The following is a 14,700-nucleotide window of genomic DNA, read 5'->3' on the forward strand; positions in this document are numbered from 1 at the left end:
CCGGAGGGGGGCACGATGAGCGACCTGATGCTGAGGGCGTCCGTGGCGGCGAAGGTCCGCGTCAACGGCTGGAAGAACACGACGGTCGAAGCCGTTCGGCGCCGGGCCGGCGACCGGGGGCAGACCGCGGTCGAGTACCTGGGCATCATCGCGGTCGTGGTGGCCATCGTCCTGGCGATGACCGGTACGGACATCGGCAAGACGATCCTCGACAAGATCAAGGCCAAGATCGCCCAGCTCACCTGAACCGACAGCGAAGACGGGGCGACGCAGGGCAGGCCTTCCCCATCTACCTCACGGTGGTGGCGGGTCTGCTCTTTCTCGCGTTCGCCTACCTGGCGGTCGGCCAGGCGGGCGTCAACCGCAACGGCGCCCAGACGGCGGCCGACGCCGCGGCGCTCGCGGCGGCCCAGAACACCCGTGACCAGCTCGCGGGCGCCTGGGTGAAGGACTTGCTGGACCCGGCCACTTGGCAGGACATCTTCGACGGTGACGTGGAACTGAACCCCTCGTGCTGGCGTGCCGAGCAGCTCGCCGGGCAGAACGACGCGACGCTGCGGAACTGCGACGCGCCCGATCCACTGACGTACGACGTCGAGGTCCAGACCGACAAATCCGTCGGGCGCTCCGCAGTTCCTGGTACGGAGAACATGCGGTCGACCGCGTCCGCGAAGGCGGTGATCGAACCGCTCTGTACGTTCGAGCTTCCCGGCGAAGGGGCCGTGGGCGACGTACTGCCCCGGCTCACCTGCGAGGACCGGAACTGGGAACTGAACCCGGACGATCCCCTCGACCTTCCGGGACCGGAAGATCTCTTTGACGTGCACCTGGCCGACTGACAAGCGAACGACGAGTCAAGAAGGAAGCGGAACGATGAGCATTCGGGGCACTGCGAAGGCTCGCAGAGGTGTGGCCGCCGTGGCCGTCACGGTCGGGCTGGCCGTCTGCGTGACCGGCTGCGGCGGAGGCGGGGGCGGGGGCGACGACGAAAAGCCACGCACTTCGTCGTCGGCTTCACGAGGCGGCGGATCGGATCCGAGCGCGCAGGAGGGCAAGTCGCAGGAGCCCCTGGCCGAACTCCGGGGTCCGGACGGACTGAACCTTCAGATCACGTCGGCCGAGCGGGACCCGGGCGGATTCGTCACCGTGAACGCGCAGCTCAAGAACGACGGCAGCCAGGATGCCGTGCTCTCCTCGCAGCTCACCGGCAACGAGACCGAGATCATGAGGAACGGCCAGTCGTTCGGCGGAGCCACGCTGGTGGACTCCAGGAGCAGGAAGCGCTACTACGTCCTGCGCGACACCGACGGCCGCCCCCTCACCACCACCGGTGTCCAGACGGTCAGGGCGGGCGACACCGTCCCCATCTTCATGCAGTTTCCCTCGCCCCCGGCGGACGCGGCCGAAGTGACGTTCCAACTGCCGACGTTCTCCACTGCCACCATCCAGATCTCCGGGTGAGGCAGACGTGACCACCAGACGCCGCCTCCCGCTGGCCGCGGCCTGCGCCGCCCTCCTCGTCGCCACGACCCTGCACGGCGCCACCACGGCCGCGGCCGACGGGACCGACCCCAGCGTCCCGCCGGGCACCGAGGCATCGCCCTCCGCCCCGGTCGAGGTCGACCCCAACGACCCGGATCTGAAACTCCCCGAGGGCGCGACGCTCGCCTCACCCAAGGTGCTGGACATCAAGTCGGTGGTGGAGGACCAGAGCGGCGACGAACGCCGCGAGGACACCAACGCCGACGTGACGTTCGCCCTCCAGGCCGAGGTGCTGTTCGCCAAGGACAGCGCCAGGCTGAGCGCGGACGCGAAGGCCCGGATCGCGTCGATCGCGGAGGAGATCGGCAAACAGCACGCGACCCAGGTGAGGGTGTTCGGCTTCACGGACGACCTGGGCTCCGCGGCCCACGGCGACATCCTCTCCAAACAACGGGCCAACGCCGTACAGGCGGTCCTGGACCAGGACCTGAACGACCCCACCGTCACCTTCGAGGTACGCGGCTACGGCGAGCAGTACCCGATCGCCGACAACTCCTCGGAGGCGGGCCGCAAGAAGAACCGCCGGGTGGAGGTGACGTTCCCGCGGACGGGGGCTGACACCGGGGAGGGCAACCCCTAAAGCAAGTGATCCGCTTTGCCGGCCTTGATCTCCCGGACAAGGGCTCGCAACGCATCACGGCTGTCCGTGATGAAGTGCTCCTCCTGCCCGGCGACGGCGAGATAGGCGTTGCCGTCGGCGTCGGTGCCTATGCGGAAGCAGTTGTTGCCTTCGCCGCAGAAGGGGTCTTCCCAGGTGATGCCTGTGACCATTGTTGGCTCCCTCAGAGTTCGCGGGCGACATTGCGGGTGATGTCACGAGAGGCTGCCGAGGGCAGTGCCGCATGCTCCATCCAGTCCAGGTGGGTACGGTACTTGGCGAGCTGAGCCTCCGCGCCGGTGAATTCCGGCCCATGAGCGGAGTCCAGTTGCACGGTGTCGAGTTGTGGCACCGCCCCATCCGCATAGAGCAGCGCGTGTCCGGCTCCAGGGAAGCCACCCGCGCTCGCAGGGATGACACGTACGTCGATGCTGTCCCGCTCGGACTGGGTAGCCAGGTGATCCAGTTGCCGCCGGGTCACTTCTGTGCCGCCGTAGGGCATACGCAGCGCGGCCTCATGGATGTATGCAACATATGGAAGGGGCAGATCCCGGTCGAACACCTGCTGTCGTTCCATGCGATGGGCCACTCTCAGTTCGACTTCGAGCCGGCTCAGCGGTGGCAGTACAGCGGCGAAGACGGCACGGGCGTAATCCTCGGTCTGGAGCAGCCCGGGTGCATGCATGATCTGTGCAGTCCGCACCCGCGAGGCGTGCCACTCCAACTCGGCGATGTCCAGAAGTCCGGCGGGCAGGGTGCCCCGATACTGCTCCCACCAGCCCCGCTCCTTGCCCTCGGCCATGGTGACCAGAGCGTCTACGTAACTCTGTTCCGTGCAGGGGTAATTGCAGGCCAGTGTCTGGATGCGCTCGGCGGAGAAGGGCCGGATGCCGGACTCCATGTTGGACAGCCGGGTCCTATCGATGCCGAGGAGTCCGGCGGCGTACTCAGTGGTGGCCGCGGCCGCGAGCCGCATCTTGCGCAACTCGGCGCCCAGCCGCTTCTGCCGCTCCGTCGGCGTGCTTCGTGTTGCCATGCTGCCCCTTCTCGCACCGTGGTGCGCCCCAGTCTGCCGGTTGGCGTCGCCGCCGGTCCACCAATGGTGGGGGTAATTATCCCTGAATCGTTGGACACTGTGCCGTCAGGTCCCTACAGTCAGTGATGGATCGGTTACGACGATCCGCCGGCCGGAAGCGCATCGCGCGAGCCTGCCCGCATCCTCCTGCCCTGGGAGCGGCGGGCCCGCGTCAGGGAGACAGGCCACCGGCCGTACACACATCAATCCACCAGCATGCCAACGGAGTTGCCGCCATGCCCGCACCCCTCACCACCTGCCCGCCGCAACCCACCCCCGACCGTCCTCCGGCACACCCCACGCCCGAAACACTCGCCTACAGCTTCACGCTCCCGGCGGCGTCGTACAGCCCGGCGATCATCCGGGCGGCGACCCGCACGATCCTGCGTGCCCACGGCCTGGAGGACGTGACGGACGCCGCAGTACAAGTGGTGAGCGAACTGGCGTCCTGCGCCTGCCGTTTCACCACCACGGAGGTCTACGTGTCCCTCCGCTACCGAGACCGGGCTCTACGCGTGACCCTCTACGACGGCCACCCCGACCACTCCGGCCGCCACGCGACATCGGTCTGCGAAGCACGTCGCCGAGCGGCCCTGCGCGTGCTGTCCGCCGTGGTCAAGGCATGCAGTGGCGCCTGGGGCTTTGGCGGCGCCAGCGAACCGGCCTGGGGTACGCGCATGTGGGTGGTGCTGCCGAGGGAGGGCGCACGGGCCTACCTGACGGAGCCGCGCGAGCGGCCGACGGGCAATCCGCCCGTCTGACTCACCCGCCCTCCGCGCCCGCTCCCGCCGTGATCTCCACCGTCCCCCAACCCGAACGCCCCACGCTGCCATCGCCCCGGCCTCCGCCTCCAGTACATGCCGGGAACGGAGCCGGGGCAGCCCGAGCCGCCCCGGTTTCGTGTATGCAGGGGTGTTGGCCCTCTTCTGTACACAACTGGAACATCGGATTCGCTGCAGTACATCGCGAACGGGCTGGCGTCCGAGGTAACGGTTGGATCGCAACAGAGTTGGTGAAGAGGTGATTTGGGCTCATACGCTCTGTCGGTCGAGCGGCGTCATCCTGGTGTGGTGGCGTGTCCGTGGATAGCGTTGGTTCGCTGAAGAGAACCCTCAAGTCACCGGGAGCCGACCGTGAACCGCCGCCCCACCCTGCTCGCAGCGATCGCGCTGACCGCCACCGCGGCCCTGTCGCTGTCCGCGTGCGGGAGCGATGACAGTCCCAAGGGGAAGGACAGCGACAAGATCGCGGGAGCGGACACGGGGAAGGAGACATCGGCCTCCCCGAGCCCGAGCGCGTCGGACTCCGCTGGCCGCCCGAAGATCACCTTCCCGTCCGACGCGAAGAATGTATTCGAGTACGAGAAGACCGGTGACGCGGTGAAGGATGCGGTGCTCGCGGACAGCACGTTGAGTGTCAACTCCGTTGACGAAGCCATCCTCAAGGGCACCGCCGACACGAAGGCGCTCGGCTTCTACAACACGGGCAAAGCCTTGGAATCGTCGATCACGTACGCTCAGCAATACATCGACGGTGGGGACACCTGGACCGGAGTGACCCGGTACTTCAGATACAAGGTGAACCTCTCCGGAGAGAATAAGGCATACGTCACATACTGCTCCGACGAGAGCAAGTCCTATGTCAAGAACAGGAAAACTGGGCAGGTCGACAAGTCGCCTGCGGTCGCGGATTCCTATCCGCTCTACCACACGAGTCTCACCAGAAATGCCGACGGCGTCTGGCAGACCGCCAGTATTTCTTCAAACGGGGGAGACAAGTCGTGCCACCAGTGAAGGTCTCGGCGCGGGCAGCAACAGGGCAAGGCTGACTAGACCCCGCCGTGCGGGGTGAAGTACCTGCGCTCCTCGGGTGGGGGTTCGTACCCGCTCAGGGCCACGGTCACCTGGAAGATCACCTGGACCGGTACCGGTGGCGCCGGTGGTGATCTGCCTGATGGCTCGTTCGGCGCGACGCAGGACGTGGTCGTACAGGAGATCCAAGCCGTCAACCGCTGACGAACCGGAAGCGGTCCGAAGTGATGCCGGACTCACGCGATCACGAAACGGACGGCACACCGCCTCGTCGAAGCCCTACGCCACCCTCGCCCTGGCCGCCCTGCGAGGACATGTCTCCACCGCGCCGGTGAGGTGGCCTTCAAACCTCACCTCCCCATTGACTTCTTCACTGGAGCAGTGCTCCCCTGGATTGAACTGGCGCCCCGGCTTGAACCATCTGTTTGACCTTTTTCCTGCTCCAACTTGCGCGGTGTCCAAGAAACCGAAAGGCCTTCTGGCTGTGAGCGAGCAGCAGCTGCTACTTGAGACTGCCGCTCAGGGGGCGCGGCGCTCTCTACGCGCACCTTCGGCGGAATGAATTCCGGCTTATACGCTTCCGGGCGATAGTGATAATTGTATGCCTGTGTGAACTTGGGGTCCTTTTCTGCCATGAGGTTCGCATTGATGACACGTTGAGCCCAATTTCCGTCGTCGAGAGCACCGTCCATGTGCAGGGCGAGAACTCCCTCATGCATTCTTTCGAAGTTTTCAAATACCGTCAGGTCCCCGTACGTGTCGTGCCAGAGGGGATGATTCTGGGAGGGGTTCTCCTGGTAACCCGGCGTAGACGCGTCTTCCACAGTCACTCCTTTGGTGTGCTGACTGGATCCGTACAGAATGCCGAAGAACATCGCCGATCTCACGCCATCGTAAGAAGTGGAAAGCCCTCCGGCGGTATGAGGCGGCCTCGGCGCATGCCTCTACAACGGTCGCGACCATCCAGGGGTTCAATGCCGACCTGGCGCGCTGCGTGGTGGAACCCACGGGCTCGCCCGCTCGTCCGCCCGGGCAGGGCAAGGCCATCTGGCGGACTCGCGCGAGCGACCGGCAGGCAGTTCACCTGCCTGACTCACCCGCCCTGCGCGCCTGTTCCCGCCGTGATCTCCACTGTCCCCCCGGCCCGTACGCCCCATCCCGCCATCGCCCCGGCCTCCGCCTCCAGTACATGTCGGGAGCGGAGCCGGGGCAGTCCGAGTCGCCCCGGCTTCATGGTGCGTACGGCGATGACGTTCAGGCGGCGATCGAGGTAGGCGACGTCGATGGGGATGCGCATGCCGAAGGTGTGCACGCTGCCGGCGGGCGAGAGCATGATCGCCCCGTGGACGGCTTCCCGCCCGAGCAGCCCATGGGTACGGGCCCGATAGGAGGCGGCGATCTCCAGCGGAACCGAGACCTCACCTCTCTCCCCCCGAACGATCAATGTCCCTTGTCCGTCCCGCAATCGCCCCATCCTGGACACCTCCTGTGGCAGTCTTCCGCGCTGTCCGGACGTGTATGCAGGGGCGTTGGCCCTTTCCTGTACACAACTGGAACATCGGATTCGCCGCAGTACACCGCGAACGGGCTGGCGTCCGAGGTAACGGTTGGATCGCAACAGAGTTGGTGAAGAGGTGATTTGGGCTCATACGCTCTGTCGGTCGAGCGGCGTCATCCTGGTGTGGTGGCGTGTCCCTGGATAGCGTTGGTTCGCTGAAGAGAAGCCTCAAGTCACCGGGAGCCGACCGTGAACCGCCGCCCCACCTTGCTCGCAGCGATCGCGCTGACCGCCACCGCGGCCCTGTCGCTGTCCGCGTGCGGGAGCGATGACAGTCCCAAGGGGAAGGACAGCGACAGGATCGCGGGTGCGGACACGGGAGGTGAGACGTCGGTGTCGCCGACTGCGTCGGCCTCGGTGAGTGTCGAACGCCCGAAGATCAAACTACCGTCCGATGTTACATACAAGTTTGAATGGAAGAAGACTGGCGATCCGGTCAAGGATGCGGTGCTCAATGATGCTGAGCAGCGCATCAAAGCGGTGGACATGGCCATCGCCGAGCAGAATTCGCTGCATGCGGCTTATCGGTTCTACTCGGAGGGCGAGGCGGCCGCGGGGAGTCAGAAGTACATCCAGGATTTCGTCGACTATAAAGCGCGTACGACCGGACTGACCCGTTATTACAACGAGGGCGTGACTGTCGAAGATAACGGCACGGCAGCACTCGTGTACTGCGAAGACCAGAGCAAGGCGTTCAACAAGTTCTTGAAGACGGGAAAGACGGATGTCACACAGACGTCGAAGGACGACTACGTCATCTATGCCAGCAAACTGCGAAAGAACAAGGACGGCGTCTGGGTGACTGGGCATCTGGAGTCGCAGAGGGGGAGTGCAAAGTGTCAGCCTTGATCCGCCGTCTGATCCTTGTTTCCGGACTGGCAGCCCTTGTGCTCGCAGGTACCAGTCCCGCTTACGCTAAGAAAGGACTCGGCGGTGGGACGGAGGGCCAGACACAGCAGAAAGCTAACGCCGACGACGACGGTGGCCTCTCTGTCACCGTCGGCGCCGTAGCCTTCGACCCTCCGAAGAACGGCACCGACAACTCCAAGGGTCGGCTGACGCCTATTACTTCCTGGAAACCGCCGGCCTGCTGGTACGCTCCGAAATACACTCCAGAAAACTTGCAGGCACACTTGGAGCCGATCTGGGCGGCGGATTCCACGGGTTACGAGTGGGATTCCAAGCAGCGCGAGAAGTACAACGCTCTCGACCCTGACAAGGGCTTCAACAAGGACAAGGCTGGCGACGGCTACTGGTGGGGCTCGTACGTCAACGAGAGCTATCCCCCGGGCTGGGACGCCTGTTACGACAAGGAATACTTCTGGGTGGACAAGGGTGACGCCCCGCCCGCCGGCATAAAGAACGTCATCACGCCGGAGATCCTGGCCGGGCTCGCCTACAACGAGATCCGTGTCCCAGGGACGAAGGTGACCTTGGCGCCCGCCGGGCAGACCAAGGTGAACCTGCCGACCTGGGCGTGGCTCGACGGGGCCGATTTCAAGCCGGTTTCTGTCACCGCGTCCGTTCCGGTGCTCGACCTGACGGCGACGGCGACGGCGGAACCGCTCTCATTGAAGATCGAGCCGGGCACCGCGGACGCCGTCACCTACCCGGCGTCCGGTGTGTGCGGGATCAGCAACGGCAGCATCGGAGAGCCCTACGCCCGGGGCAAGGCTGAGCAGACCCCGCCGTGCGGTGTGAAGTACCTGCGCTCCTCGGGTGGGGGTTCGTACCCGCTCAGGGCCACGGTCACCTGGAAGATCACCTGGACCGGCACCGGCGGCGCCGGTGGTGATCTGCCCGATGGCTCGTTCGGCGCGACGCAGGACGTGGTCGTACAGGAGATCCAGGCCGTCAACCGCTGACCGCCTTGGATCGGAAGCGACACGGTCGGGCGAACTCCCGCCATTCACGCGGGGGATCGCCCGGCTCGTCCTGGGTGAAACGGATAAGCTGGCAGGCTTATGCACGCTGCAAGCAACGGGGAGAGGCGGCAGATCGAATGGCGGACCGGCTGGCCGTTGACGATGACGAACTTGCCCACTTCATGAAGATGTTGAAGAAATCGAGCGACTCCCTGAAGGGGCTCCGCAAGGCGTTGAGTGATGCCACCGTCACCGGGCTGGGCACGGACGACCTGGACGCCGCGTGTGAGGACTTTCAGCAGGACTGGAAGTACGGCACTGAGCAGATCGGCAAGCAGACCGAGGCCCTCGCCGAGATCATCGGGCAGAGCAGGGACAGCTACAACGAGGTGGACAAGGCCCTCGAAGAGGCGCTGAAGAAGGCCAGGGAAGGCAAGAGCAAGTCAGCGAGTTCTTCGTGAGCATTGACTACCCGCACCTGGGTTTCGATCCCGCGCCGGGCAGCACGGACACTGTCAGTGATCTGCACAAGAAGCTCGGGAACTGTGCGATGGCCCTGGAGGAGAGCCGTGACCTGGTGACCAAGCTGATGGACGGCAGCTACTGGCAGGGCGATGCGGCGGTTGCATTCCGAGAGGAATTGCAGGGCGGGGCACTGCCTCTGAACCTCAAGAACGCCGAGCACTCCATCCGCAAGGCCGCCCGGCAATTGATTCGTTGGGAAGGCGAACTTGACGACTTCCAGCGTCGAGCCGTGCGTCTTGAGAGCGATGCGAGGGACGCGCAGGCGGTGCTGGACTCTGCGAAGGGGCGGGCGAGCAAGGCGGAGAACGCCCCCGACCTGGAGAAGAAGGGCACCCGCAACGACGACGCCCGAAAGACACTCACCCACGCGAACACCGCGGTCCAAGAGGCTCAGGCCGACCTCGACGAGATCATCGGCAAGGCGAGGAAACTCGCCGAGGAACACGCGGAGCAGGCCCGGTACCGCGCCGGAAAGATCAGCGACGCCACGACGAAACTGGCTCCGCACGAGCCGGGTGCGTGGGACAGGTTCACGGACTGGCTGGGCGACAATCTGCCCGACATCCTCAGCGCGTGTGCGGCGGTCTTAGGCGTGATCGCCTTGTTCGCGACCGGACCGCTGGCGGTGGCGATGCTTCTCGTCGGTGCGGCGTTGCTCAGCGGAACATCACTCGCTCTGCGGCTGCAGGACGACGAGGTGTTCGCTTCTTTGGAAGACGGATTCACGAAGGGTGAACTCGATCTTGATTTCTGGACCAATATCGTTGCCGTTGTCGGAGACGGACTTGGCGCCATTCCGGGGATCGGGGCCGTGGGCAAGGGACTCCTGAAGGCGCCCGAAGCATTGTCTGTCGCAGCACGTGCGGCGGACGGGACTTTCACGTTCACGCAGAGGGTTGCCACGGTTGGAGCGTCGATCCGCGAGGAGGCCGTCGCGATCTCCGATGCACCGGGCGTGCTGGAAGGCATGAGAGTTTTCGGGGCGCGTACTGAGCAGATCCTGCCGAAGGTGGAGGCGACAGCAACATGGCTCGGAGCGGGAACGGCCGTCTACGGGCTTGCGGGTAGCGTCTACGACACGTTGGACAGCGACGGGGCCAAGATGACGTCGAACGTTCTGGACGGAGTTCGAACAGGCGCGATTGACGGGACAGGCACGGCCAGCATTCTGAAGTACGTCTTCAGGGGGGTGTCGGAAGCTTCATGAGCTCGGACGCCTTCGCCATTGACCCGTCCGCGCAGATGCCCGACGCGGATATCTGGTTCGCGCTCCCACCGGGCTTCATGCCGTTTCCCGTCGAGAGGATTCTCGCAGGGGAGGGCACATCGGGGGGCGAGGAGCACGTGGGCGGTCCTTCGGCCGAACGCTTGGCGGTGCCGGACGGCTCTCCGGGCCGAGAACACCTTGTGCCCCCTCTCGCACCGGTGCGCCGTCTCACCTATATGTTGGCGTGGACCCGGGTCATCCATTGTTCGGTGGGAATGCATCGCGACGACGAGGGAGGCGACAGTCTGCTCTTGTCGCTCTTTACGCTCGCCTGGCGGGAAACCGCTTGGGCACCGCGCAGCGTGACAGCTGCTCGTTCGGCTGCGGCGGTCTCCGATGCTGTGCACAGGGAGATCCTCGATCTGCCTTGTGGTCCAGGCTCTCTGGTGGAAACCCGCGTTACGCCGCAGGTCGACGGCGTGACGCAGGAGTTGCTTCAGGCCACCGCCTACGTGCCGTATCCAGATGCGCGGAGGCTGGCCATCCTTACTCTCTCGACAACGGCCACGCACCACAGCGACCACTACCGGAACCTGCTACGGGAGACTGCCCGCATGGTTACCTTCGACAATCCGCTACCGACCCATGATGGCGATGTGTGACATGTCCTCCACGTCAAACTCACCGGCGTCATCCGTCGCTTGGGAAGAAGCCGCAACCAAAGACGCCTGGACAAAACTTTTCACCTTTGCCGTACTTGGTCAGGTACTCTGGCCAGTAATGAGCCTCGGCGCCTTCGTGCTCATGATACTTCTGGGGAAATGGTCGATGTGGTTCTTGTTGCCACTCTCCCTCTACGCGTTGTACCGAGCTTTTATCCAGCGTCAGTACATTGTCTCAGCTGTGCAGATGCGCCGAATCCTGAAGGTGTATCCGTGGCGGAGTCAAGAGACTCCTGAGAGCGGGATCGGGCAAATCCCCGGGGCAAAGCTCGGTGATGTCTGGCTTGCGTTTCCTAATCCTGACCGACCAGACACCTTGGTTCGGGTCATCCTTCACGGTCATGTGCGATCCGTGTGGTGGCGGCGTCGTCTCGGCCGTGGCTATGAGACCGAGAAGACCGCTCAAGTGGCGACAGTCTGGTTTGCTGGCGACCCACGTTTTGCTGGAGTCGTCGCGGTTCCTGGCCCAAGGCGTCTGTTCGTGCTCTACCAACTCGCTGCCGCGACGACGGGCGGCGAGCGAGGGTTCTCTCCTGAGGCACTCTCCCGAGCCCAGCTTGCCGGCGTGAAGCGCTCCGTTGTCGGTCAGCGTTCCACTGGATGACGCCGGCCGCCGTTCTCTGCGTGCAGACAGCCACTGCGTCAGCGATGTGTCGCTCGACCTCGAAGCAAGTTGAGTTGATGGGAACCACCAGCAGGGGCGAGCCCCAGCCCCGTGTTCATGGTCAAACAACCCACCCCGTAGAGAAGTTGTCCCACCCCGACCCGACCATCAGGAACTCCCCATGACTGAACTCGGCGCCGTCTTCCGTCCCCAACTTCCCCCGGAGCGGCTTCAGGCGGTGGCGCGGCTGGCGGACGATGCTGGTCTTGAGCAGCTCTGGCTGTGGGAGGACTGCTTCCGCGAGGGCGGGATCTCCACCGCGGCCGCCGCACTCGCCTGGACCGAGCGGGTGCGGGTCGGAGTCGGGCTGCTCCCCGTGCCGCTGCGGAACGTCGCCATCACGGCGATGGAAGTAGCCGCGCTGCACCGGATGTTCCCGGGCCGGCCCCTCGTCGGTGTAGGGCACGGTGTGCAGGAGTGGATGGGGCAGGTCGGGGCGCGTGCCGAGTCCCCGCTGACGCTGCTGCGGGAGCACCTGGATGCGTTGCGCGCCCTGTTGCGCGGTGAGCGGCTCGACGTCGAAGGGCGGTACGTCAAGCTGGACGACGTCGCACTCGACTGGCCGCCGGAGTCGGCCGTGGACGTGTTCGCCGGTGCCACCGGCCCCCGCACGATGCGGCTGACGGGCGAGGCGGCCGACGGCACGATTCTCACGTCGGACACATCGCCGGACGGCGTCCGCCGGGCCCGGCAGCTCATCGACGAGGGGCGTACGGCGGCGGGGCGTACCGGTCCGCACCAGGTCGTCGTCTATCTGCTCGCGGGCACCGGCGCCGATGCCGCCGCCCGGGTGCGTGCCGAACTGGCCGCCCGGGGGCAGGGCGCCGGGGCCGACGTCGGTGTCGCCGGGGACGCGGCAGCCGTGGCCGACGCCGTACGGCAGTACGCGGCCGCCGGGGCCGACAGCGTGGTCCTGGAGCCGACGGGGGACGAGCCGGACCCCGAGGGCTTCGTGCGGTTCGCCGCCGAGGAGGTCCGGCCCCTCCTGCCGTAGGCATTCGGCCGTATGCGTCCGGCCGTAAGCGTCCCGCCCTAGGCACTCGGCTATGGGCATCCGGCAGCAAGCCTTCTGCCGTAGCCATCCGGCTGCATGCCTCCCCCGTAGGCGTCCGCCGCCCCGGGATTGTCAGTGGGGCCTGCAAGACTCGGTTGCCAAGACGGAGTCCGAGCCGGAGGCAGGTCCGGTACCGGGAGGGGGACGAGATGAGTGCAGGGCGATCAGGTGAAGGGTCTGGCAGGCGTGCGGAAGCCGGTGTCGTCGGGCTGCGTCCGGTGGTCGATGCCGATCTGGAGGTCTTCCTCGCCTACGAGCACGATCCGGAGGCCGTCCGGCGGTCGAGGTTCGTGCCCCGGGAGCGGGACGCCTTCCTGGCGCACTGGCGGGGGCGGGTGCTCGGCGACCCCGACTGCCGGGCGTGGACCGTCACGGAGGACGGTGAGATCGCCGGGAACATCTGCTCCTGGGGGCAGGACGGCCGCCGGTTCGTCGGGTACTGGCTGGGGCGGGCGTACTGGGGGCGGGGCGTCGGGTCCCGTGCCCTCGGCCTCTTGCTCCGCCAGGAGCGCACCCGGCCGCTGTACGCCGACCCGTTCGCCGGCAACACGGCATCCGTCCGCCTCCTCCAGCGCCACGGCTTCGAGGACTCCGGCAGCGGTCTCGACGACGAGGGACATGTCCTCCTTGTCCTGCGGACGCCGGACGGTACGGACGGTATGGAAGGTACGGAGGGCTCGGGGGATCTGCGGGCTTGAAGGTCTCGGCGGATCTGCAGGCCCAAAGACAAAGATGACGGACGTACGGAGCGGGAGAAGGCGGGGCCGGTCGTGGGCCGGGAAGGACAGAAGAAAATCAGCGGTGGTCGGGGAGGCGTCCTGCGACGATCTCCCCATGGACGAGACGAGTCTGAGCGCTGCCGGTGCGGATGCGGGCCCGGGTGGAGGCGCGGATGCGGGTGACGGCCGTCCGTCGGCCGGTCGCGGGCGTTCCTTCGGCGAACTCGTCGCCGAAGGCGCCGCCGTGCCCACCGAGGGCTGGGACTTCTCCTGGTTCGAGGGGCGGGCCACCGAGGAGCGGCCGTCCTGGGGGTATGCCCGTGCGGCGGCCGGCCGGCTGGCCCGGGCGGGCGCGGCGCTGGACGTCCAGACCGGGGGCGGCGAGGTGTTCGACTTCGCGCTGGGCGCGGCGGCCCCGGCCCGGCCCGCGCTCCTCGCCGCCACCGAGGGCTGGCCGCCCAACGTCGCCAAGGCCACCGCCCTGCTCCGCCCGCGCGGTGCCGTGGTCGTCGCCTCGCCGGAGGACGCCCCGCTGCCCTTCGCCGACGAGACCTTCGACCTGGTCCTCAGCCGGCATCCGGTACGGCCGCACTGGGACGAGATCGCCCGAGTGCTGGTTCCGGGCGGCAGCTATGCCGCGCAGCACGTCGGCCCGGCCAGCGTCTTCGAACTGGTCGAGTACTTCCTCGGCCCGCAGTCGGAGCGGACCCGCGGCGCCCGCCACCCCGACCGCGAGCGTGCCGACGCCGAGCGCGCCGGGCTGGAGATCGTCGACCTGCGGGCGGAGCGGCTGCGCATGGAGTTCCACGACATCGCTGCCGTGGTCCACTTCCTGCGCAAGGTGGTCTGGATCGTCCCCGGCTTCACCGTGGCGGCGTACGAGCCCCGGCTCCGTGCCCTGCACGAGCGGATCGAAGCCGAGGGCGCCTTCGTCGCGCACAGCACCCGGCACTTGTTCGACGCCCGCAAACCGGGCCGCTGACGGTCCGGTCCACGGGGCGTGCGGCAGATTTGGCCGGGAACTGCCGTCCACAGCGGCTGCGCGGGTGGTCGCGGGCCGGGTCCCGGCCGTGCCGCCGCGGGATGGTCTCCGGCGTCACGTGCCCGCGAGGTTTCCACATCGTTACCGCGCGCGTCTCGCATCTGCGGAACCTCTCCCCTAGGTTCGGACCAAGGTAATTCGCGTGAGCAAAACCGCGCGGTCGGCACCGTGCGGTGGAGGGGACTGCGCGGTGCCGAAATGCTTCCGTGCGCCCGTCAAGCCACCGTTCGCTGCCGGGGGTCGCCCGTCGGGGGGACGGTGCCACGCCGCGCGGGCCGGACGCGGTGACGCCCGGTGCCTGTCTATCCATCGACGCGT

The 14,700-nt window shown here is 66.5% G+C and carries 19 protein-coding genes and 2 pseudogenes; 16 read left to right on the forward strand and 5 right to left on the reverse strand.

Translation table 11 applies throughout. The features are described 5' to 3' along the window. Nucleotides 1–15 precede the first annotated feature (15 nt). The 4 genes from ACFYPJ_RS35405 to ACFYPJ_RS35420 are packed head-to-tail and all read left to right on the forward strand — an operon-like array spanning nt 16 to nt 2,122. Entirely contained in the window at nt 16–246 is a 231-nt protein-coding gene (locus ACFYPJ_RS35405) for a hypothetical protein (protein WP_389025719.1), read from the forward strand. Beyond that, nucleotides 243–839: a pilus assembly protein TadG-related protein gene (locus ACFYPJ_RS35410; protein WP_389025750.1), complete on the forward strand. Its 597-nt coding sequence runs from the start codon at nt 243–245 to the stop codon at nt 837–839. Before ACFYPJ_RS35405 ends, ACFYPJ_RS35410 begins: the two co-directional genes overlap by 4 nt. Before the next feature lie 34 nt (nt 840–873). After that, on the forward strand, nt 874–1,461 hold the full coding sequence (locus tag ACFYPJ_RS35415) for a hypothetical protein (protein ID WP_389025720.1): 588 nt from the start codon (nt 874–876) through the stop codon (nt 1,459–1,461). Nucleotides 1,462–1,468: 7 nt separating this feature from the next. Next, nucleotides 1,469–2,122, forward strand: coding sequence for an OmpA family protein (locus ACFYPJ_RS35420; RefSeq protein WP_389025721.1), 654 nt, complete (start codon nt 1,469–1,471; stop codon nt 2,120–2,122). Here ACFYPJ_RS35420 and ACFYPJ_RS35425 read toward each other — a convergent pair. Next, nucleotides 2,119–2,313, reverse strand: coding sequence for a hypothetical protein (locus ACFYPJ_RS35425; RefSeq protein WP_389025722.1), 195 nt, complete (start codon nt 2,311–2,313; stop codon nt 2,119–2,121). The two genes, ACFYPJ_RS35420 and ACFYPJ_RS35425, sit on opposite strands and share 4 nt — an antisense overlap. 11 nt (nt 2,314–2,324) lie before the next feature. Further along, nucleotides 2,325–3,176, reverse strand: coding sequence for a DUF5753 domain-containing protein (locus ACFYPJ_RS35430; protein ID WP_389025723.1), 852 nt, complete (start codon nt 3,174–3,176; stop codon nt 2,325–2,327). Nucleotides 3,177–3,451: 275 nt separating this feature from the next. Between ACFYPJ_RS35430 and ACFYPJ_RS35435 the strand changes: the two genes are divergently transcribed. Further along, nucleotides 3,452–3,976, forward strand: coding sequence for an ATP-binding protein (locus ACFYPJ_RS35435; RefSeq protein ID WP_389025724.1), 525 nt, complete (start codon nt 3,452–3,454; stop codon nt 3,974–3,976). 39 nt (nt 3,977–4,015) lie between these two features. Here the strand turns inward: ACFYPJ_RS35435 and ACFYPJ_RS35440 are convergent. Beyond that, a pseudogene (locus ACFYPJ_RS35440) lies at nt 4,016–4,114 on the reverse strand (DUF192 domain-containing protein); the annotation flags it as partial. A gap of 234 nt (nt 4,115–4,348) precedes the next feature. Between ACFYPJ_RS35440 and ACFYPJ_RS35445 the strand changes: the two are divergent. Both ACFYPJ_RS35445 and ACFYPJ_RS35450 read left to right on the forward strand, forming a co-directional pair. Continuing rightward, nucleotides 4,349–5,008 (forward strand): hypothetical protein, encoded by a 660-nt coding sequence (locus tag ACFYPJ_RS35445; RefSeq protein ID WP_389025725.1) that lies wholly within the window; start codon nt 4,349–4,351, stop codon nt 5,006–5,008. Between the two features lie 39 nt (nt 5,009–5,047). Next, a pseudogene (locus ACFYPJ_RS35450) lies at nt 5,048–5,230 on the forward strand (hypothetical protein); the annotation flags it as partial. A gap of 146 nt (nt 5,231–5,376) precedes the next feature. Here the strand turns inward: ACFYPJ_RS35450 and ACFYPJ_RS35455 are convergent. Both ACFYPJ_RS35455 and ACFYPJ_RS35460 read right to left on the reverse strand, forming a co-directional pair. Next, complete coding sequence (locus tag ACFYPJ_RS35455) at nt 5,377–5,850, reverse strand: hypothetical protein (protein ID WP_389025726.1); 474 nt, start codon at nt 5,848–5,850, stop codon at nt 5,377–5,379. Nucleotides 5,851–6,119: 269 nt separating this feature from the next. Further along, complete coding sequence (locus ACFYPJ_RS35460; protein WP_389025727.1) at nt 6,120–6,500, reverse strand: DUF192 domain-containing protein; 381 nt, start codon at nt 6,498–6,500, stop codon at nt 6,120–6,122. 273 nt (nt 6,501–6,773) lie between these two features. On the opposite strand from ACFYPJ_RS35460, the gene ACFYPJ_RS35465 reads away from it, so the two are divergent. The 9 genes from ACFYPJ_RS35465 (at nt 6,774) to ACFYPJ_RS35505 (ending at nt 14,322) form a co-directional block, all read left to right on the forward strand. Next, nucleotides 6,774–7,433, forward strand: coding sequence for a hypothetical protein (locus tag ACFYPJ_RS35465; RefSeq protein WP_389025728.1), 660 nt, complete (start codon nt 6,774–6,776; stop codon nt 7,431–7,433). A gap of 38 nt (nt 7,434–7,471) precedes the next feature. Beyond that, nucleotides 7,472–8,449, forward strand: coding sequence for a hypothetical protein (locus ACFYPJ_RS35470; protein ID WP_389025751.1), 978 nt, complete (start codon nt 7,472–7,474; stop codon nt 8,447–8,449). Between the two features lie 188 nt (nt 8,450–8,637). Beyond that, on the forward strand, nt 8,638–8,910 hold the full coding sequence (locus ACFYPJ_RS35475; RefSeq protein ID WP_389025729.1) for a hypothetical protein: 273 nt from the start codon (nt 8,638–8,640) through the stop codon (nt 8,908–8,910). Beyond that, nucleotides 8,907–10,181 (forward strand): hypothetical protein, encoded by a 1,275-nt coding sequence (locus ACFYPJ_RS35480; protein ID WP_389025730.1) that lies wholly within the window; start codon nt 8,907–8,909, stop codon nt 10,179–10,181. Before ACFYPJ_RS35475 ends, ACFYPJ_RS35480 begins: the two co-directional genes overlap by 4 nt. Then, on the forward strand, nt 10,178–10,843 hold the full coding sequence (locus tag ACFYPJ_RS35485; protein WP_389025731.1) for a hypothetical protein: 666 nt from the start codon (nt 10,178–10,180) through the stop codon (nt 10,841–10,843). The genes ACFYPJ_RS35480 and ACFYPJ_RS35485 overlap by 4 nt, the downstream gene beginning before the upstream one ends. A 1-nt stretch (nt 10,844) precedes the next feature. Then, nucleotides 10,845–11,507 carry a hypothetical protein gene (locus ACFYPJ_RS35490; protein WP_389025732.1) on the forward strand — a complete coding sequence of 221 codons (663 nt, stop codon included), beginning with the start codon at nt 10,845–10,847 and terminating at the stop codon, nt 11,505–11,507. A 181-nt stretch (nt 11,508–11,688) separates the two neighbouring features. Continuing rightward, on the forward strand, nt 11,689–12,561 hold the full coding sequence (locus ACFYPJ_RS35495; RefSeq protein WP_389025733.1) for an LLM class flavin-dependent oxidoreductase: 873 nt from the start codon (nt 11,689–11,691) through the stop codon (nt 12,559–12,561). A gap of 209 nt (nt 12,562–12,770) precedes the next feature. Further along, nucleotides 12,771–13,319, forward strand: a complete 549-nt coding sequence (locus ACFYPJ_RS35500) for a GNAT family N-acetyltransferase (RefSeq protein ID WP_389025734.1) — start codon at nt 12,771–12,773, stop codon at nt 13,317–13,319. A gap of 136 nt (nt 13,320–13,455) precedes the next feature. After that, on the forward strand, nt 13,456–14,322 hold the full coding sequence (locus ACFYPJ_RS35505; protein WP_389025735.1) for a methyltransferase domain-containing protein: 867 nt from the start codon (nt 13,456–13,458) through the stop codon (nt 14,320–14,322). Nucleotides 14,323–14,700 lie beyond the last annotated feature (378 nt).

Origin of the sequence: Streptomyces sp. NPDC006012 (assembly GCF_042871185.1) — a bacterium.
Classification (GTDB): Bacteria; Actinomycetota; Actinomycetes; order Streptomycetales; family Streptomycetaceae; genus Streptomyces.

Excerpts from the sequence above, each read along its gene's own strand:
- ACFYPJ_RS35405 (WP_389025719.1), top strand. The coding sequence starts at position 16 with ATGAGCGACCTGATGCTGAGGGCGTCCGTGGCGGCGAAGGTCCGCGTC.
- ACFYPJ_RS35415 (WP_389025720.1), top strand. The coding sequence starts at position 874 with ATGAGCATTCGGGGCACTGCGAAGGCTCGCAGAGGTGTGGCCGCCGTG.
- ACFYPJ_RS35425 (WP_389025722.1), bottom strand. The coding sequence starts at position 2,313 with ATGGTCACAGGCATCACCTGGGAAGACCCCTTCTGCGGCGAAGGCAAC.
- ACFYPJ_RS35430 (WP_389025723.1), bottom strand. The coding sequence starts at position 3,176 with ATGGCAACACGAAGCACGCCGACGGAGCGGCAGAAGCGGCTGGGCGCC.
- ACFYPJ_RS35435 (WP_389025724.1), top strand. The coding sequence starts at position 3,452 with ATGCCCGCACCCCTCACCACCTGCCCGCCGCAACCCACCCCCGACCGT.
- ACFYPJ_RS35460 (WP_389025727.1), bottom strand. The coding sequence starts at position 6,500 with ATGGGGCGATTGCGGGACGGACAAGGGACATTGATCGTTCGGGGGGAG.
- ACFYPJ_RS35475 (WP_389025729.1), top strand. The coding sequence starts at position 8,638 with ATGTTGAAGAAATCGAGCGACTCCCTGAAGGGGCTCCGCAAGGCGTTG.
- ACFYPJ_RS35485 (WP_389025731.1), top strand. The coding sequence starts at position 10,178 with ATGAGCTCGGACGCCTTCGCCATTGACCCGTCCGCGCAGATGCCCGAC.
- ACFYPJ_RS35490 (WP_389025732.1), top strand. The coding sequence starts at position 10,845 with ATGTCCTCCACGTCAAACTCACCGGCGTCATCCGTCGCTTGGGAAGAA.
- ACFYPJ_RS35495 (WP_389025733.1), top strand. The coding sequence starts at position 11,689 with ATGACTGAACTCGGCGCCGTCTTCCGTCCCCAACTTCCCCCGGAGCGG.
- ACFYPJ_RS35500 (WP_389025734.1), top strand. The coding sequence starts at position 12,771 with ATGAGTGCAGGGCGATCAGGTGAAGGGTCTGGCAGGCGTGCGGAAGCC.
- ACFYPJ_RS35505 (WP_389025735.1), top strand. The coding sequence starts at position 13,456 with ATGGACGAGACGAGTCTGAGCGCTGCCGGTGCGGATGCGGGCCCGGGT.